Below are 20220 nucleotides of genomic sequence, written 5' to 3'. Positions count from 1 at the left end.
GATGACGTTTTGTGTGAAAGCCCCGACCTACCATGCATTATTGGCAAATCGGGGCTGGTAAGCTGCTTAATTACCGCCTAATTTATCTAGTAGGCGGTTACGCAGTTTGTCTTGTATGGAACCCATCTTGGCATTTAACAGCTCTTCTAACTTGCCTTCCAGCGCTTTAGTATCACCTTCTTGCTGTTGCAATAAACCGAGCCATTCTTGTTGCCCGGCTAATTGTTGTTGTAAGCGGCTATCTAAATCACTGCGCAGTTTCGTTTGCAGCGCTGCGACTTTTTGCTTAGCTTCACCCAGCAAGGCATCACCTAACATCCGATCTAATGACGAGCGAATAGTCACGTCAGGTTTAGAAATTAAGCCTTCGGCTAACACATCCAGTGGGATCTGACTTTGCTGGTTTAACAGCGACACCAGTTGGTCTAAATAGCGGTTACCGGTTTTATCAAAGTTAGCGTTTTTCAATAGCACTTTGGCTTGTTGTTTTAGTTGATCATCGACCAGTTTCAGTGAGCCGGTGGCACTAAATAAACCAGCCAAGATGGTCATAGCGGTTTTATCGTTGCCTAGCGTCAAATTCTCTAAGGCCATATCATCAAGCTGCCAGCTAAGGTTGGTGATCATCTGCTCTAGAATCGCAAAGTCGCCATTGAGCTTCAGGCTGTTCAGTTTAGGCAAACCCGATACATCGACTTTAAAGCGCGTCGCCACATTATTAATAAGTTGATGCTGAGTGGTAATGTCTTGCATATTAATAGTGGTTTCGGTGCCGGCCAGTAATAAATGCAGCTTGGCTTGTTTTACCCAAAAATCAGGGTAGGGCTGATTCAGATCCAAAGGTTTGGCTGGCGTCGCATCGCCTTCTTGTTGTAAATAGGGTTTGGCCAGTTGATACAAAGCTTCGAGCTTTTGCATCTCACGGGCCCACACATCACCCAGCAAGATTTGGAAGATCGGTGCTAAGCCGCCGTCTTGAATATTCGCCAATTGTTTTAGTTGTTGCCAATCTTGCTCAGCTGCACTGCGTACCGCTTTTACTGCATCGTTCAGCTGGTCACGGCTTTGGCCAAAACTTTGCTGTAGGGTGCGAAGTTTTTCACGCTCGGCCTTTAATTGTTGCTGTAAGCTGCTCAGTTGCTGGGTTTTTGTAGCTAAATCTGCGGCATCACTGATCTTGCTGTCGGTTAGTGCTTTAATTTTAGCTTGAAACTCTTCTAACTGTTGCTGGGTAGGCAGTTGCTGCCGTAACTCGGTAAACTTTTGGCGTTGGCCGCTGATTAACTCTTTGAGTTGCTGCCCTTGTTGCACGGTTTGTAAATTGGCGCGCGCTAAAATCGACTCTGCAGTAGGCAATTCCACTTGTAATAACGAGGCTAAATCCAACGCATTGTCGTTCGGTGGCGGCACTCGATACACTTTACCGGGTTGCTGACGCGCACTGCCATAGGCTAACTCGTTCACTTCTAACTCTTCTACCACGTAAAAACCTTTTAAGGCAGGCCACGGATCAATGCGGGCAAAGGCTTGGCGAAAGCTGATACTGTTATAAGCCGGTTTAGCGGGATCGGTGAGTTGTACACCATTAATTTGTAATGATACCGGCATGAGGCGAAGCGATACGCTGTCGACATTCGCTTCAGCGCCGGTGGCTTCTTCAAGTTGGTCAATCAGTACGCTTTTAATGATAGTGTTAGCCAGTAACCAGCTAATCACCAGAAGGGTGATCAGACTGACGGGAATAAGCCAAAGTAGTTTTTTCATCAGGAAATCCTTATCTGCAACAAAGAGGCGAGTTGACCCCTACAGTGTAAGGTAAAACGCGGTTTGCTTCATCTTTTTGCAAAATAACCGGGTTTAGCCTTGCGACAGGTAACAGCTGGTTGCGATAAAGCAGGCTGTTCCAAAGCGCCTCAGCGTTTATGCTAAAGCATAAGTCAGTATTTGTAGGATCGATCTGTTATGCGCATATTATGTCTGTCTTTAAGTATGGTGTTGTTAGGCTGTCAACCGGCGGTAAAAGAGCAGCCGGTGACCTTAAGCTCGCCCGAATGGACTGATGCCCGTGCCGCTCAGCAAGGTTTGGCCGCGGGCACCTTTACCAGTGAACAATTAGTGCAACATTATCTGGAGCAAATAGCCGCGCACAATCTGCAAGGCCATGAGCTGCGAGCTATCGTCGATGTGAATGCTGAAGCTCTGGCGCAAGCAAAATTATTGGATGAAGAGCGGGCGCAAGGCAAAATGCGTTCACCGTTGCACGGCTTGCCGGTAGTGTTAAAAGCCAATATTGCTACCGCCGACCAATTACCGACTACTGCTGGCGCTTTAGCCTTAAAAGATCACCTCACAGCCAAAGATGCCGAGCTGGTGAAGCAACTGCGAGCAGCCGGTGCCGTGATACTTGCCAAAAGTAACTTGTCAGAGTGGGCGAACTTTCGTGGTGAAGACTCTTCCAGCGGTTGGTCAGCCTTAGGCGGGCAAACCCGTAATCCACATGTATTAACCCATACCCCTTGTGGTTCGAGTTCAGGCTCAGGTGTGGCGGTGGCCGCTGATCTGAGCTTGCTGGCCGTGGGCACCGAAACTGACGGTTCTATTATGTGCCCTTCTTCTATCAACGGCATTGTGGGTATTAAACCAACGCGTGGTGCGGTATCGGGTGAAGGCATTATTCCGATCGCCGCTGCACAGGATATTGCCGGGCCGATGGCGCGCAAAGTGTATGATGCGGCGTTATTATTAGAGGCCATGCTGACAACCGAAGCGCGGCAAAAATTACCAGCGTCTTTAACCGCGGCGGCGTTGCAACCAGCGACGGGTGGCAAAGTATTGTTAGTGCGCGCTTATGACAGTCGTAACCCGGCATTACCGGCTATTTTAGATAAAACGGCGGCAGTGCTAACGGCGGCGGGTATTGAAGTGGTCACTACCGATCAGTGGCAATTGCCGGGGGAATTATATCAAGCAGAGTTAGCAGTACTGGTGTACGAGTTTTCGCGAGATTTACAGCAGTGGCTGACTGATTACAACGTGCCTGCAGCCGTTAATACCGTGCAAAAAATTGTCGACTTCAATAACGCACAGGGCGAAACGGCTCTGGCGTTTTATGGTCAAGAATACCTTGAGCAAGCCGCTGCCACTGACTTAACCGCCCAAGCTGAAGCCTATCAGCAGGCGTTAACTCGTAGCCGTGAACTGGCAGAAGCCGCATTAAATACCTATTTAAATGACGGCTACAGCGCGATAATTATGCCTTCTTATGGCCCTGCTTGGCCGATTGATCATGTGAATGGCGACAGTTTTAATTTTGGTACTTCTACCGCTGCCGCGGTGGCAGGATACCCATCGATTACCTTACCGGGGGGTTATGATGGTGTGTTACCACTGGGCTTAAGCGTGGTCGGTTTACCCTGGTCTGAGCCCGAACTGTTGCGCGTAGCGGCATTGTTAGAGCAACAATTATCAGCGTATCGGCGTCCGGGTTTTGTAGCAAGTTTACCCAGCAATGCTGAGCCTGCAGCAGAATCAGAGTAAGGTTAAGCGTTTAACTTACCGTGCAATTAAGGCGGCGGAGTTTGCAGCATGCTTAGTAGTGGCTTAGGCTATACGCAGTCTTGCTGTTTCACCCACGCCATTCTTCACGGTAAGGAGCTCAAACGATGTCAACTTCTGCTTTGCAGCGCATACACATTTCGATCACCGGCCTGACTTGTGCCGGTTGTGTGCGCCGTGCGACTTCGGCGCTGACTAGCGTTACTGGTGTCAGTGAGGTGAGCGTCAATTTAGCCACTGCCAGTGCGGAATTTAGCCTCAGCGATAACACGCTATTACCGACAGTGACCAGCGCTTTGCAACAAGCCGGTTATCCTACCCGAATCGAACAGATCGAACTGCACATTGCTAATATGCACTGCGCCTCCTGTGTCAGTAAAATTGAAAAAAGTGTGTTAGTGCTGCCTGGTGTGTTAAAAGCCACGGTCAATCTCGCCTCAAACACGCTAGAGTTGACGCGTATTGCTGGGCTGGCGGGTGATCACGCAGTACTTAAGGCGATTGCTGCTGCGGGTTATCAAGGCAAGGTGCAAAGTGCAGAAAACACCGATCTCGCGCAAGAGCAGCAACAAGCACAACAACGCTTAAGCCGACAATTCTGTTTAGCGCTGCTGCTAAGTTTACCGGTGTTTGTGTTAGAAATGGGCAGCCATCTGTTACCCGGGTTAGCGCAGTGGCTGCAACATGTTTTACCCGCCCCTTATAACGGCCTGCTGCAATTTGTGTTAACCAGCGTGGTGCTACTTGGCCCGGGGCGTCACTTCTTTACAACGGGGCTCCCCAACTTATGGCGACTGTCGCCAGATATGAACTCGTTAGTCGCGCTGGGTACCTTAGCGGCATGGAGCTATTCTAGTGTTGTGTTGTTCCTGCCCGCACTGCTGCCTGTGGGCAGTCAGCATTTGTACTTTGAATCGGCAGTGGTCATCGTGACGTTAATCTTGCTAGGGCGTTGGTTAGAAGGGCGTGCACGTGGACAGACTGGGGCCGCTATCCAGCGTTTACTTGGGCTGCAAGTCAAAACCGTACGGATAAAAAGAGATGATGACTTTCAGGATCTGCCTATTAATGAATTGCAAACCGAGATGCAATTTTTGGTGCGGCCGGGAGAGCGGATTGCGGCTGATGCCGAGGTAGTGTCAGGGGAGTCTTGGGTTGACGAAGCCATGTTAAGTGGTGAGCCTATGCCTGTTGCCAAAGCGGCTGGTGCCAAGGTGACTGCCGGTACCGTTAATGGTGAACAAGGCAGTTTACTCTGCCGCGCTACTGCCGTAGGTGAACAAACGGTATTGGCGCAAATTGTGCGCTTAGTACAACAGGCACAAAGTAGTCGGTTACCCATTCAAGCTTTGGTGGATAAGGTGACGGCCGTGTTTGTACCGGTGGTCCTGGCAATTGCTTTATTAACAGCGCTGCTCTGGCTTTGGTTGGGTAGCGAAGACGCCGTCAGTTTTGCGTTGGTAAATGCCGTAGCGGTGCTGATTATTGCCTGTCCCTGTGCCATGGGACTGGCCACGCCAGTCTCCATTATGGTGGGTACTGGGCGCGCAGCGGAGCTAGGGATCTTATTTCGGCAAGGTGATGCGCTGCAGCAATTACAACAAATTAAGCTGGTGGCCTTTGATAAAACCGGCACCTTAACCGCCGGTAAAATGCAATTAACAGACGTATACTGCGCCGATGGCGTTACTAAAGAACACGTGTTGGCGTTGGTCGCAGCCGTGGAGCAACATGCGGAACATCCGCTGGCACAGGCCTTATTAGCGGCCGCTAAGCACGCTGAGGTTAAGCCGCTTGCCGCGACCGAGTTTAAGGCGTTAACGGGGTTTGGTGTCAGTGCGCAAATCGAGGCACAGCCGGTATTACTTGGCAGTGCCACCTTACTGGATAAACACCAGATCAGCGTTAGCCGCTTTGAGCAGCAAGCCGCAGCTTGCCGTGCTGCCGGCAAAACGGTGATTTATCTGGCCTATAATGGCCAATTATTCGCGTTACTGGCCATCGCCGATCAATTGCGCGCAGACAGTAAAGATGCGGTTCGGCAACTACAACAAGCAGGGTTGCGGGTGGTGATGGTCAGTGGTGATAATCAGCACACCGCCAATGCGGTGGCCGCCGAGTTAGGTATTACCGATGTGCGAGCGCAAGTGCTACCGGCCGATAAACAAGCGGTAGTGCAAGCGTTGCAACGTGAGTTTGGCAAAGTGGCGTTTGTGGGCGATGGCATTAACGATGCCCCCGCGCTAGCCGCAGCCGATGTCGGCATTGCCATTGGTAGCGGCACCGATATTGCTATTGACGCTGCCGATGTGGTGTTACAACGCAGTGAAGTGATGGCGGTGTATCGGGCGTTAGGTTTAAGCCGCGCAGTGATGCGTAATATTAAACAAAACTTATTTTGGGCCTTTGCGTATAACATCGTACTGATCCCGGTTGCAGCGGGGGTATTATACCCCGTCGCCGGTATATTATTGGCGCCCGGTTTAGCCGCAGCTGCCATGGCCATGTCTAGCGTGTTTGTTCTAAGCAACGCCCTGCGTTTGCGGCGATTTAGCTAATTTTTGACAGTAGCTGCTGGTCAGCGTATCTTTAGCGGGTATAATTTTCCCAATTTCTCACAGGAATTTTGATGTTAAGCACCTTGGTTCAACGCCAAAAACTCTGGACTGTGCCGCTGCTCGTCAGCTTGGCCTTTTCTTGGTGCTTAATGCTGTGTCAAAATGTGGCACAGGCCGCCACGCTAACTTCAGCTGCCATAGAGCAAACCACACCGCCTTGTCATAGCGCAGCCAACCGTGACGATGCAGCAGAAATGCCGCTGTTATCAAGTCAACCACTAGCAAGTCAACAACACTGCTCAGGTTGCGATAATCAAGCTGCCAGCGCAGAGCCAGTGCAGCTGGCTTTTTCGGCAATATTTATTACTTGGCAAAAGTTGTCAGCCGTCGAGTTTTTACCTACGGCTATCCCAGTCAGTCAATTACATACGCCCCCGCCAAAACGACGGTTGCCGTTGTATTTATCGAACAATCAATTACGTATTTAACCCTTTTCTGAGTCGCTTTTTTGCTGATGCTTGCATCGGCTCCAGCTATTTTCAGTAAGGGTTTTTATTATGTTGCCATCTTCTTCACTCGCGTCATTATTGTTTTCTGTCAAATTGCCTTTGTTGGCACTGCCGTTATGTTTATTGCCGCTGTCTGCTATAGCGCAGCAACAAGCTGATCCGCATGCGGGGCATGCGCACAGTCAAATGCAGTCAAAGGTTGCCGATCCTTTAGCGGCTTTACAGCCAGACAGTCAGGTGTATACCTGCTCGATGCATCCGCAAATTCGTTTAACTGATGCTAATGCGCGTTGCCCAATTTGTGGTATGGCGTTGATCCCGGTGCAGCAAGAAGATATGGCAAAAGATGAAACGGCTACTGCGGCAGTGCTGCGTTTAAGCCCTCGTGCCGCCGCCTTACTGCAAACCCAAGTGCAACCGGTGCGTCTTGCAACAGCCCAAGTCGAACTGCAGCTGCCGGGTACCTTGGCCGCCGATGAAAGTCGCATTCAAACGATTAGTGCCTGGAGCGGCGGGCGTATTGAACAAGCCTATGTGAATCGCACCGCGCAAACGGTAAAAGCTGGCGAGCCGATGCTGGAAATCTTCAGCCCCGATTTGATTGTCATCCAGCAAGAATTGTTGCAAGCCAAGCAGCTGAGTGCTAGCCGCGGCAACTTGCCGGCCGGTACGACGCTCGATAGCGCACGCCGTCGTTTACGTTTGTTAGGGGTACCTGCTACGCAAATTGAACAGATCCTGCAGCGTGAACAGTTACAAGATACCGTCACCATCAGTGCGCCAGTCAGTGGCATTATTACTGAAAAATGGGTCAATCAAGGTGCCTATGTCAGTACCGGTCAACCGCTATTTACGGTGCTGGCACTGGACCAATTATGGTTAGAATTAGAAGTGTTTGAGCAACAGCTCGGCTTGCTGCGGGTTGGACTGGCGCTGGAGGTGCAATTGCCGGCTTTTGCGGGCGAGACGTTCAGTGCCAGCATTGAGCTGATTGAGCCGGTGTTAGATGCGAGCAGTCGCACTGCGCGCATCCGGGCGGTTATGCCGAACCCCACTGGGCGTTTAAAGCCGGGCATGTTAGTCCATGCTCGCGCGCAATTGCCGGTTGCAGAAAGTCTGTTAATTCCCGCCAGTGCCGTGTTGTTTACTGGTAACCAGTCATTGGTGTATGTGCAAACCGATGCCAAGCAACCGCATTATAATCCTCGTCGCATTACCCTAGGGCAGCGCATAGGTGAGCAATATCAGGTATTAGCCGGGCTAGAGCAAGGTGAGTTAGTCGTGACACAAGGGGCATTTCGCTTAGACAGCGAGCTGCAAATTCGCGGTTTAGCCAGTATGCTGAACCCCACCGCCACGGGGCGAGCCCCGATGTTACACCAACACGGTTCGAGCAGCACTTCAAGCACCAGTGCAAGTAATAGTGTAAGCCATGCTGAACATAGCATGATGGAGCGCCCAGAGGGTGGCGCAACCGTAACACCAGTAAAACCCAGCTCAGCTTTTGTGTTAAGTGATGAGCAACAAGCCCCGTTATTGTCCGCTTATCAAAAGCTGTATCAAGGTTTAATCAGTGACGATCTTAGCGCATGGCGCCAAGGCACGCTGGCAATGCAACAAGCGGTCGCGGGCATTGCGTGGCCGGATCGTTTTCCGGGCCTATTAATGGCACTTAAGGCCGGTGAGGGCGAGCTAGAGCAAGTCACGGATCTGCAGAGTGCTCGCGCCTTATTCTATCGGCATAATATCGGTTTATTACGTTTTGCCGAGCTAGGGGTATTCGCCCAAGGCTGGTATGAAGCCTATTGCCCAATGGCGCGCGATGGTGAGGGTGCCAGCTGGTTGCAGCCTAGCGAGCAGTTACGTAACCCCTATTTCGGCGCGATGATGCTCGGTTGTGGCGACTTGGTCCGTCAATTTGGCGGGGAGGCATAAGCATGACTGCACAAATCGGCGGCTTTGGCCGTGTGCTGGCCGTGCTGATGCGGCAAAAATTAGTGGTGATGCTGCTGGCATCGCTGTTGTTAGTGGCGGGTATTGGTGTGGCGCCTTTTGCCTGGCAACACGTTATACCACTTAAACCGGTAACGGTGGATGCCATCCCTAACTTAGGCGAAAACCAACAGATCGTTTTTGCGGATTGGGCTGGGCGTTCGCCACAAGATGTCGAAGATCAACTCACTTACCCGCTCAGTGCTGCGCTAATGGGCGTGCCAGGGGTGAAGGATGTGCGTTCACTGTCGATGTTCGGTTTTAGCAGTATAGCGCTGATTTTCGACGAAGATATCGAGTTTTATTGGGCGCGATCGCGCATTTTAGAGAAACTGGCTAGTCTACCTGAAGATACGTTACCTAGTGGTGTGCAGCCCGCCTTAGGCCCTGATGCAACCGGTTTAGGGCAGGTGTTCTGGTACACCTTAGAAGGACAAGACCCGCAGGGAAAAACCACCGGTGGCTGGACCTTGGCTGAGCTGCGTTCAGTGCAGGATTGGTATTTACGCAGCGGCTTGTTAACCGCTGAAGGTATCAGCGAAGTCGCGGCCATTGGTGGTTATCAGCGCGAATATCAAATAGAAGTCGATGCCAATTTACTGCGTTTGTATCAAGTCAGTTTAGAGCAAGTCACGGCGGCGGTGATGGCATCGAATCTGGACGTAAGTGCGGGCAGTCGCGAAATTAATGGTGTTGAGTACCTGATCCGCGGTCAGGGCTTTATTAAAAATCTCGCTGATATTGAACAAGCGGTCGTACGACTGGGGCCGAATAATACGCCCATTCGGGTGCAAGACGTGGCTAGCGTGAATGTCGGCCCTGCTGCCCGGCGCGGTGCTTTGGATGTGGCCGGTGCAGAAGCGGTAGGCGCCGTCGTGACGGTGCGTGAAGGCTATAACCCACGGCAAGCGATTGCTAACTTACGCCAGCGCATGCAAGAGTTAGTGCCAGGCATGCCGGCCAAAGCGGTGATTGACTGGGCAAAGATTAGTCAGGTTGAAGTTGAACGCTTTGCCAGCGCCCAATCACTGCCAGATTATCAACAGCAGCCTAACGCCTGGCGCGACTGGCTACGCGCGCAACCGCAAGCCGATTGGCCTACTTGGCTCACGCTAAGTCAGGTCAGCATAGTGCCGTTTTATGATCGTTCGTTATTAATTGATGAAACCGTCGGCACCTTAGAAAGCGCCCTCAGTTTGCAATTATTGTTAACTACGATTGTGGTACTGGCGCTGCTGTGGCAAGTGCGGGCCGCCTTGGCGATCAGTTTATTATTACCGGCCACGGTACTCTGTACCTTTTTGCTGATGCGACTGTTTCAGGTGGAAGCCAATATCGTCGCCTTGGCCGGTATCGCCATCGCTATCGGCACTATTGTGGATTTAGGCATCATTTTTACGGAGAACGTGCTTAGACAACGGCAAGATCAACCTGCTTTGTCTTTGCAACAAGCCATCATGCAAGCAGGCCAAGAAGTGGGGCCCGCAATCCTTACTGCCATTAGCACTACTATCATCAGCTTTTTACCGGTGTTTGCGATGACGGGCGCGGAAGGTAAATTGTTTGGGCCTTTGGCCTATACCAAAACCTTTGTATTACTTTGTGCCGTGCTACTTGCCGTTACCTTATTACCGGTGCTGCTGTATTTGTTGTTCGCGCCCAATACACAAGGTTTACGTACTACCTTGCATGGTTTAGCCCAGCGCCTACCCGCACCACTGTTGGCTTGGACGGCTTTCTTGCCCAACGCTTTACTACCGCGTTTAAAGCATGTGCTGGTGATCATCCTGCTCATTACCACCTTGGTGTTGCTGTCGCAATTGTGGTTACCGTTAGGCCCTGCCGCCGGTTTTTGGCATAACTTACTGTTGGTAAGTACGCTGTTGCTGCTGATTTTAGGCGGGTTTTGGTTATTTCAGCGCGCTTACTTGCCGTTATTAGCGCTGTGTTTACGTTTTAAAGCACTGTTTATCGTTTTACCACTGTTGGTGGTGCTAACGGGGTTAAGTGTCTGGCTGGGTGCGGATCGCGTGATCCCGGGTGTACAAGCCGACAGTGCGTTAGCCAAGCGTTTTCCGGGCTTGGGGCGTGAGTTTATGCCGGCACTGGATGAAGGCGCTTTTCTGTTTATGCCCTCGTTGATGCCCCATACCTCAATTAGTGAAGCCCTAGCGGTACTGCAACAGCAAGACAAAGCCATTGCTGCCATTCCTGAAGTTAAATCGGTAGTGGGCAAAATAGGTCGGGCGGATACCGCCTTAGATCCCGCCCCTCTGGGCATGATTGAAACGCAAATCCAGTATCACAGTGAATATCGCACCGATGCGCAAGGGCGTCGGCAATTTTTCCGCTTTGATAGTAGCAGCCAGCAATTTGCTCGTGATGCGAATGGCGAGTTGATTATCGATGCGCGTGGCCGACCTTATCGGCAATGGCGTGAGCATATAAAGTCGCCAGATGATATTTGGCAAGAAATTGTGCAAGCGGCACAAATGCCTGGCGTCACTTCTGCGCCGAAACTACAGCCAATTGAAACGCGCTTACTGATGTTACAAACCGGTATGCGGGCGGCGATGGGCATTAAATTGCAAGCGCCAGATTTGGCTACATTAGAACAAATGGCGCTGCAATTTGAAGCCATACTGCGCCAAGCTCCAGGCATAGCACCGTTAACGGTGAATGCCGAACGGGTTGTCGGCCAGCCTTATTTAAGTATTGTGCCGGATCGGCAAGCGATTGCCCGACATGGCTTGTCGATGCAACAGGTGCAGCAAAGTATCAGCACGGCGCTGGGTGGCATGGAAGCGGGGCGCACGGTAGAAGGGCGCGAACGTTACCCGATCCGCGTGCGTTATCAGCGTGAGCAACGCGATACCGTGGAGGCGATTAACGAGGTGCTGATTAGCACGCCAGCGGGCTATCAAGTGCCACTCAGTCAGCTGGCCGAACTGCGCTATGAGCGCGGCCCACAAATGATCCGCTCTGAGAACAGCTTTCTCACGGCCTATATTACCTTTGGCGCCCACCCCGGTTTAGCTGAAGTAGAAGCCGTGGCACAGGTAGAAACGCACTTATTGCAGTTGCTAAACGAGGGCGAATTAACGTTGCCCGCTGGGGTCAGTTATCAGTTTGCCGGCAGTTACCAGCAACAACAAAGCGCGGCGGCCACCTTAATGTGGCTGGTGCCGTTAGCGCTAATATTGATCTTTATGTTGCTGTACTTGCAGTTCCAACAAGTTAGTACGGCCTTAATGATTTTTAGCAGCATCGCCATTGCTTGGGCCGGCGGCTTTATTGCCTTAGATGCCTTTGCCCAGCTCGATTTTCTCAATTTTAGCTGGTTTGGCGCCAATTTACGTGAGCTGTTTAACCTGCAAGCCTATAACTTAAGTATCGCCGTGTGGGTCGGTTTTTTAGCGTTATTTGGTATCGCGGTCGATGACGGTATCGTGATGGCGACCTATTTAAAGCAGCAATTTGCCGAACATCAACCCCGCTCGCAAGCGGCGGTACGCGAATTGGTATTAGCCGCGGCCGCCAAGCGCATCGGCCCTTGTTTAATGACATCCGCCACTACCATCTTAGCGTTATTACCGGTACTGAGTGCCAGTGGCCGCGGCGCCGATCTGATGATCCCGATGGCCGTGCCCACCGTCGGCGGCATGTTTTTTGTGCTACTGAGTATCTTTTTAATTCCGGTACTCTACTCAGCACGCGAGGAGTGGCGCTTAGCCATGAAGTAGTATGAGAAAAAGCGAGAAGGGCGCAGTTAGCGCCCATTTTAATCTGTAGAGAGGTAGGCATTTATCTACCGTAACTTAGCGGGTGCTGGGTTACGGCTATTGCCAACTTATAGATGATAACTAATATGCTGATGAAAACGCACAGTGAGATCGTCCCGCTCGGGTTGCAGTGCTAAGCTTTTGGCAAAGCGATGTAACGCCGCTTCTACCTGGTTCATAAAGCGGCCATAGCCCATATCGGTTTGATCGGCTGGCGTGGCGAAGATCACTAATTGCATCATTTCAACCAATTTATCACCTTGTAAATCGCTGATCAGTTGACCCGCTTGGGCGCTGGGATCAAAACCAATCATCTGTAATTCTGTGCCATGGCTGCTTTTATCAAATTGGCTATTGCGTACCAGCGGTAACAAGCCATTCGCGAGTACGGCTAAATGCTTGAATTGCTCGGGCTGACAGGCGCTGACAAAGCTGTCACTGACTTTTTGATACAGCGGCAAGTAGGGTGCATCACTTTGCAAATTCAATGCGACTTGCTCTTTTAAACGCCGGCTTAACGGTAAGTTGACGATGACATAGGTAAGCGCATTATGCGCGGGTAGTTCACATTGCCGTGCTTTATAGCGCGCACCAATTGAGCGTAATTTGTAGCCGTAACTTTCTTTCTGGCCTTTGGCCTTGGCAAACAAATCATAAGTAAGATGCTGATGGTCACGCACTTTTACTTTTGTCTCGGTCATTTTTAACTTAGCCAGCAACTGTTGCAGCACTGTTGTGACTTTTTGGTGGAAGGCTGCAGCGTTGGCCCGTAATGGCTGGTCGGTGGCTAAAAATAATAAAGAAATTTTTCTTGCTCGGATGCTGGCATCATAAAAGCTGTGCTGTGCTTCGTGATAGCTGGGGTTATAGAAAAATAAAATTTGTTCAGTGGTTTGTAATACGTAAGCTTCCTGGTGAAAGCGCACCACCGGGGTTTTACCATTAGCAATCAGGTGTACATTGTGCAGCTGCGCCGCATCCGCCAGTTCAAAAAACTGCTGTGACAATTGCTGATAAAGCTGTTCAAATGGTTTTGCTGGGTTGCTAGCAGGAAAGGCCGCGAGTAGTTCGTCTGTTAACGCAAATTCAGCTAAGAGATATTGGTTATCTCGGGCTTCAGCTGGTAAATAAACTTTGTGTTGCGAGCTTACAGGCATAGGTGTTTCCTCAGGTGTATAAATTAGCGGCAATTTTACCAGAAATACAATGTTAATATAGAAATGTTTAATGTAATTATTTTAGACTTGTTAAGGTTAAATTCAGCTTAATTTAAAGTAGCTATGAAGGCTCCACAATTTACTCGATATCCATCTATCTTGGCCGGATTTTGCCTTGTTTAGCGGTGCATGTTTCCATTGAGATTTGCACTAATATCAATATCTGCGGGATGACCTTGTACTTGCTGTTAACCGCACGTTCAAGCCTATGTGATGTGGCAAGCCGCAGATGCGCTTTTCAGCGGTTGAAAGCTCATCTGCATGAAGTGAGCAGGTTTTGCTGCTCCCTTAAGCTAAACCCTAAATGGCTTACACCTTTAATTTGGCTAGCGTCCGTTGATCAGCATGATAGGAGCGCACTGTTTTAGTTCAGCATCACTTTAGCTTAACTGACGCCAGCGCCAACTATCACGTAGCACTTCCCATGCCGGAAATAACGCTAGCACAACTAAACTTATCGTTATTGAACGTTCAACTTGCGCCGAGCTAAGCATGCCAAACAAAGGCTGTTCGGTTATTTGCAAAAAAGGCGACATCATTGCCAAATACAGAATTACTAAGGTAAACAAAGCGTTGATGATAATATTCGCCTGCAATAGCGCTTTCTGCCAAATACGCTGCTTTAATTGCCATAGGCTATTGCAGATACCCGCCAGCAATAAGGGAGTGCACCACGGTAGCAATGTTTTTACCTCGTTGCTGAGCAATACGCTAGGGGTTTCTGCTGGCGCCATAACTTGCCATATTGGGTAAAATATGACCACCAGTAAAAATAAATAACTCGCCAAATCAGTAAAAATATCTTGTAGTGCTATCGTCTGCCAGCTAAAGCCCGCGCTAGGTAAATTTTCCGGCTGCCAGTTTTGCCAGCAGTTCTGCTCTGGTTCAGGGGTTTGTTTGGAAATGACAAAATAACCTAGGGTAATGGCAGTAAAAGCAAAGCAAGCATCATCAATCCACCCTGCCGCGATACTGAACACTAAGCTAATCAAACCGACATCAGCGTAGGATAACCAGCCAAAAGTGCTCTTGACCACTTGGATCAAAAACAAGATCCCGAGTACTAGCGTTAAGGTATAGCGATAAATGGGCATATAACTGGCGTTAATGAATGGCTGCTCAGGTACAAACTGTCTGGCAACTTGTCGCGGATGGCCCATTTGCTTTAACAGTTGGCTGATATCTGCGTCGCTTAAGGCACCTTGCGCTGCCGTTATCGCATCCAGTTCATCCATAATATTGGCCTGCAACTCTCTCGCAATTTCTTCGCGTTTCGCCGCCGGTAGCTCGCGCTGCACCGCAGCAATATATCGAGTGACTAAGTCCATGACTATTTCTCCTTCTCAGTAACCAATAAGTTAGCCAGTGCGCCATTGAGGTTTTGCCACTCTTGCGTTAGCTGTTGTAACAAGGTCGCACCCAAGGCAGACAACTTGTAATAACGTCGCTCACGCCCCTCTGCTTGCTGCCATTCGCTTTCTAGTAGACCTTGCTCAGCTAGCCGCCGGATCAACGGATATAAGGTGCCTTCATCAATGTCGATGCCGCCTTGCTGTAACTGTTGCCGCAGTGAATAGCCATAGTGCGCCTGTTTAAGTGAAGCTAATACTGCCAACACCAGCACGCCACGGCGTAACTCTAGGCGCATTTTATCGCGTTGTGCCAAGGTCATCTGCTGGCTCCTTCTGTTGATGTCGGCGATACTGTACGGCACATACTGTGCGGTACACAGTTAATATGCTAGGTGACGCACAGTAAGATTGCAAGTGATTTTATTTTTATACTTTGCTTAATAAGCGCAGCCATTGCACGACGCTATAATCGGTCATTATTGGGTTTGTGTAAGGGTATTCTCGGGTTATCTGGCGACTGAAATAGACATAGTACAAAACAATAAAGGCGCTTTACGCGCCCTTATTGTTTTTTGCCTAGGTCAAAACCTACGCCAGTAAGATAAACCCAAAGAACGCAGCAATGGCCGCCATTAACGCATAAGGGAATTGCGTTAGCGCGTGGCTCATCAAATTACAGCCTGAGCCTTGTGCGGCCAGTACGGTAGAGTCACTGTAGAAACAGGCTTGGCTACCAAACGAGCTGGCTGAAAGCAGAGCGCCGATCACCAGTGGGATATTCGCCTCGACAGTCATCGCTAATGGCATAACGATAGGGATTGATACCGCGAAGATGCCCCAGCTTGAACCTGTGACAAAAGCTAATACGGCCATCGCGACGAACACTAAGGCAGGGAGCATTTGTGCTGTCATGTAGGGGGCTAAATTCTCAATCACATACAGCGGTAAGCCGAGTTGATCGCAAACATCTTTAAAGGTAAAGGCAGCGATAACGGTACAAATAGCCGGTAGCATGGTTTTAAAACCATGCATCATTAGCTCCATCATATCCACAAACGGCATTAAACGCTGCGCCATGTACATCGGAATGGTGATAATAAACGTTAGAATGAGCGCGGGCCAAATTTCCGCTTCAAACCAAATGGTAAAACCAATCAGCATCAACATCGGTAATAAGAAGTTTATCAACTTGCCGTCGTTCTTATCGGCATGATCAAATTCTTCTTCTAACGATGCTACGGCAAAACCCGTATGTGGTTGGCCGGTAGCCGTGGCGTGATTAGCTTCACTGCTGGCGAGTGCTTTGGCACTGACCACGCTGTCCACCGGGGTATCCACTGCTTGCATCGCGGCTAACTCGGCTTTTTTCATTGGGCCAACTAAGGGCACTATGCCTAAAATAACCAGCGGCACTAACAACAGCGCTAACCAAGCATAGATCATGTAAGGAATGGCCGCGATATAGGTTTTAATACCATTCGGATCGCTAGCTGGCGCAATATCGTTGGCAACTAATAAGCCCCCGAAGAAAATAGCCCAGGTTGAGATCGGTACTAACACACACATGGGGGCTGCGGTGGAATCGACCACATAGGCCAGCATTTCGCGTGACACTTTATATTTATCGGTTAACCGTTTCATGGTTTCACCGACAGTCAGGGCATTTAGGTAATCATCAATAAAAATAATTAAACCTAATAGGTAGGTCATGAACAGGGACGGTTTACGGCCTTTAGCATATTGCTGCGCCATGCGGCCAAAGGCAAAGGCCCCACCGGTATGCACCAACAGCGCAATTAACGCACCAAAGCCACCGCAAACTAAAATGAGCCAACCGATGGTTTCATCTTGCATCACGCGAACAGATGTTTCGCCTAAATTAAATAGCGCGTCGAGTGGTGAGCCAATTAATAATAGACCTGACGCAGCACCTAGCACCAGCGCCAAAATGGGGCGCTTTAACCAGATGGCAAAGGCTAGAACAACAAGAGGTGGGATTAAACTTATCGCACTTGGCGCAATGGCGGCCGCTTCGACCGCCGCTGCAACAGGCTCGGCCAAACTCCCTAAGGTATCTTCTGCTGACATATTTTTATTCTCGTATAAAAGTCCGGCTTACCGGCAAAAAAGGTATTGAACCGTTGCAGCAGAATGGACAACTCAACGGAGCGATAGTCACAGTGCGAGCATTAGCTGTGGCTTGAAAAACTTACCGTAAAAGCTTTCTTACCTGAGCACGCTAATTGTGTTTGTTTAGGATACAAACAAACCTGTGCATGATAACAAAAACTCGCGCTTGTACAATTACCAGCGCTAACAAAAAAATACCCACGGCCAGTTACTGGCCGTGGGTATTGCTTAACATGTTAACTGTGTTGCTTAAATCGCAGCGATCTCGGCTTGTTGCAGCTGTAACTTGGCAACGGCTTGCTCTAGCTCAGTTTGTTTGGCGCGCTCTTTTGCTAAAACCGCCTCTGGTGCTTTGGCAACAAAGCCTTCGTTGTTTAGCTTACCGGCAACACGAGACAGCTCTTGCTCGGTTTTTTCCAGCTGCTTAGCAATTCGGCCTAATTCGGCTTCTTTATCAATTAAACCGGCCATCGGGATCAGCAGATCCATATTACCAATTAACTGTGCGGCGCTGGCAGGCGCTTTTTGCTCAGGCGCTAACAACTCCAAGCTTTCCAGTTTTGCCATCACTAATAGGAAGTTACGGTTCTGATCAATACGGCGCTGTTCTTCGGTGGAGATGTTGCGTAATAAAACCGTTAAGGGCTTATTCGGCGAAATGTTCATTTCACCACGCACGTTACGGATAGCGGTGATCACGGCTTTTAGCCATTCCAGATCGGCTTGTGTAGTTTCATCGACTAAGTAAGCCTGATATTCAGGGTAAGCGGCCAGCATAATGCTGTCGCTTTGAATATTGGCCAACGGTTTAACCGATTGCCAGATGCTTTCGGTGATGAACGGCATGATCGGGTGCATTAAACGCAGTAAACTTTCTAGCACCGTGATCAAGGTGTGGCGCGTACCACGCTGTTCCGCTTCATTACCTTTAAATAAAATCGGCTTAGTCAGTTCTAAATACCAGTCACAGAACTGATTCCAAGTAAATTCATACAAGGCCGTAGCGGCTAAGTCAAAGCGGTAGGTATCAAAGTAATGCCGCACTTGTTTCACCGTTTGTTGATACTGCGCCAAGATCCATTTGTCGGCCAGCGACAGGGTTTTCTCTGCAGTGCCGAAACCGCAATCTTGCTCTTCGGTATTCATCAACACATAACGGCTGGCGTTCCACAATTTATTGCAGAAGTTACGGTAACCTTCTAAGCGCTTCATATCCCAGTTAATATCACGACCGGTTGAGGCTAACGTGGCTAAGGTAAAGCGCACAGCGTCAGTGCCGCTGCTGGGGATGCCTTCTGGGAATTGTTTCGTGGTGCGATCAGCAATTTTCTTCGCTAATTGCGGTTGCATCATATTACTGGTGCGCTTGGCCAATAAATCTTCCAGGCTAATACCGTCAATCATATCTAATGGATCGATAACGTTGCCTTTGGATTTCGACATTTTATCGCCGCTTTCATCGCGGATCAGGCCGGTAACATAGACCGTTTTAAACGGTACTTGCGGTTGGCCTTGTTCATCTTTGATAAAGTGCATGGTCATCATGATCATGCGTGCTACCCAGAAGAAAATAATGTCAAAACCGGTTACCAACACATCGGTCGGATGAAAGGTTTTTAAATCATCGGTTTGCTCTGGCCAGCCAAGCGTAGAGAAGGTCCACAACGCGGAGCTAAACCAGGTATCTAATACATCGTTATCTTGTTGCAGCGCTATGCTGTCAGCCAGTTGATATTTAGCGCGAACTTCGGCTTCGTTACGGCCAACATAGACTTTACCGTCGGCGTCGTACCAAGCGGGAATACGATGGCCCCACCAGAGTTGGCGCGAGATACACCAATCTTGAATATCGCGCATCCAGCTGTAATACATGTTTTCATATTGTTTTGGTACAAACTGAATTTGACCGCTTTCTACCGCTTCTACTGCGGTTTTCGCCAGCGGTGCAGCGCGCACATACCATTGATCGGTCAGCATCGGCTCAATCACCACGCCGCTACGATCGCCGTAGGGCAGGGTATTGTTATGATCTTCCACCTTTTCCAGCAAGCCCGCGGCATCAAAAGCCGCAACAATGGCTTTACGTGCGGCATAACGTTCTAGCTGCTGAAACTCCGCAGGAATAGGCGCGCTAAGCGCCGGGTTAACTTCACCATTAGTAAAAAAACATTCGCCTTCGCTGCGGATCATGGCATCGAGAGTCAGAATGTTGATCATCGGCAATTGATGACGTTTACCTACTTCATAGTCGTTGAAGTCATGTGCTGGGGTAATTTTGACGCAACCCGTGCCTTTTTCCATATCGGCATGGTCGTCGGCTACAATTGGGATGCGACGATTAACTAAAGGCAACAGGATCTCTTTGCCGATCAGCGCTTGATAACGTGGATCGTCTGGGTTTACTGCAACACCGGTATCGCCCAACATGGTTTCTGGGCGTGTGGTGGCCACCACTAAATAAGTTTTGCCTTCAGCGGTCATGGCGCCGTCGGCTAACGGATAGCGCAGGTGCCACATTTGGCCTTTCTGATCTTTGTTTTCAACTTCTAAATCAGAGATAGCCGTGTGCAGTTTCGGATCCCAGTTCACTAAGCGCTTACCACGGTAGATCAGATCATCTTCGTATAAACGCACAAACACTTCTTGCACGGCATTGGATAAACCGGCATCCATGGTAAAACGTTCACGATCCCAGTCTACCGAGTTGCCTAAACGGCGCATTTGCGAGGTGATGGTGCCACCTGATTCGGCTTTCCACTCCCAGATTTTTTCAATAAATTTGTCACGGCCAAGCTCATGGCGGCCTGGCAAACCTTCTGCGGCTAATTTACGTTCAACCACCATTTGCGTGGCGATACCGGCGTGATCACTGCCCACTTGCCACAAGGCATTTTTACCTTGCATGCGTTGGTAACGTGTTAGCGCATCCATAATGGTTTGCTGGAAGGCATGCCCCATATGCAGGCTACCGGTAACGTTTGGTGGCGGGATCATGATGCAATAGTTATTACCTGCACGGTCATCACCGTTCGGTTTAAAATAGCCTTTGCTTTCCCAGGCCTGATACATGGCCTGTTCTATTTCGCTTGGGTTGAAGGTTTTTTCCATCAGAGATACCTGTAAAT

The 20220-nt window shown here is 49.7% G+C and carries 11 protein-coding genes; 5 read left to right on the top strand and 6 right to left on the bottom strand.

From position 1 onward, the window contains the following. Nucleotides 1–66 precede the first annotated feature (66 nt). A complete protein-coding gene (locus ACUJFL_RS15985; RefSeq protein WP_445427993.1) occupies nucleotides 67–1764 on the bottom strand; it encodes a TIGR03545 family protein in 1698 nt (565 codons plus the stop codon). A gap of 198 nt (nucleotides 1765–1962) precedes the next feature. On the opposite strand from ACUJFL_RS15985, the gene ACUJFL_RS15980 reads away from it, so the two are divergent. The 5 genes from ACUJFL_RS15980 to ACUJFL_RS15960 all read left to right on the top strand — a co-directional run bounded on the left by ACUJFL_RS15980 (nucleotide 1963) and on the right by ACUJFL_RS15960 (nucleotide 12357). Beyond that, a complete protein-coding gene (locus ACUJFL_RS15980) occupies nucleotides 1963–3537 on the top strand; it encodes an amidase (protein ID WP_445427992.1) in 1575 nt (524 codons plus the stop codon). 125 nt (nucleotides 3538–3662) lie between these two features. After that, entirely contained in the window at nucleotides 3663–6113 is a 2451-nt protein-coding gene (locus tag ACUJFL_RS15975; RefSeq protein ID WP_445427991.1) for a heavy metal translocating P-type ATPase, read from the top strand. A 71-nt stretch (nucleotides 6114–6184) separates the two neighbouring features. Then, nucleotides 6185–6601: a hypothetical protein gene (locus ACUJFL_RS15970; RefSeq protein ID WP_445427990.1), complete on the top strand. Its 417-nt coding sequence runs from the start codon at nucleotides 6185–6187 to the stop codon at nucleotides 6599–6601. A gap of 69 nt (nucleotides 6602–6670) precedes the next feature. Beyond that, nucleotides 6671–8557, top strand: coding sequence for an efflux RND transporter periplasmic adaptor subunit (locus ACUJFL_RS15965; protein ID WP_445427989.1), 1887 nt, complete (start codon nucleotides 6671–6673; stop codon nucleotides 8555–8557). A 2-nt stretch (nucleotides 8558–8559) separates the two neighbouring features. Continuing rightward, nucleotides 8560–12357, top strand: a complete 3798-nt coding sequence (locus ACUJFL_RS15960; RefSeq protein ID WP_445427988.1) for an efflux RND transporter permease subunit — start codon at nucleotides 8560–8562, stop codon at nucleotides 12355–12357. A 107-nt stretch (nucleotides 12358–12464) separates the two neighbouring features. Here ACUJFL_RS15960 and ACUJFL_RS15955 read toward each other — a convergent pair whose 3' ends face one another. The 5 genes from ACUJFL_RS15955 to ACUJFL_RS15935 all read right to left on the bottom strand — a co-directional run bounded on the left by ACUJFL_RS15955 (nucleotide 12465) and on the right by ACUJFL_RS15935 (nucleotide 20203). Beyond that, the gene (locus tag ACUJFL_RS15955) at nucleotides 12465–13553 is read right to left on the bottom strand and encodes a DUF3083 family protein (protein WP_445427987.1); all 1089 of its coding nucleotides are present in this window, start codon (nucleotides 13551–13553) and stop codon (nucleotides 12465–12467) included. A gap of 440 nt (nucleotides 13554–13993) precedes the next feature. Continuing rightward, nucleotides 13994–14941, bottom strand: coding sequence for an HAAS signaling domain-containing protein (locus tag ACUJFL_RS15950; RefSeq protein WP_445427986.1), 948 nt, complete (start codon nucleotides 14939–14941; stop codon nucleotides 13994–13996). A 2-nt stretch (nucleotides 14942–14943) separates the two neighbouring features. Further along, nucleotides 14944–15285: a PadR family transcriptional regulator gene (locus ACUJFL_RS15945; protein ID WP_226751761.1), complete on the bottom strand. Its 342-nt coding sequence runs from the start codon at nucleotides 15283–15285 to the stop codon at nucleotides 14944–14946. 268 nt (nucleotides 15286–15553) lie between these two features. After that, nucleotides 15554–17053, bottom strand: a complete 1500-nt coding sequence (locus ACUJFL_RS15940; RefSeq protein WP_445427985.1) for a Na+/H+ antiporter NhaC family protein — start codon at nucleotides 17051–17053, stop codon at nucleotides 15554–15556. A 291-nt stretch (nucleotides 17054–17344) separates the two neighbouring features. Continuing rightward, the gene (locus ACUJFL_RS15935) at nucleotides 17345–20203 is read right to left on the bottom strand and encodes a valine--tRNA ligase (protein ID WP_445427984.1); all 2859 of its coding nucleotides are present in this window, start codon (nucleotides 20201–20203) and stop codon (nucleotides 17345–17347) included. Nucleotides 20204–20220: the final 17 nt, after the last annotated feature.

Source organism: Alishewanella sp. HL-SH05 (assembly GCF_052655985.1).
This window is presented reverse-complemented; position numbering and strand designations above follow the sequence as displayed.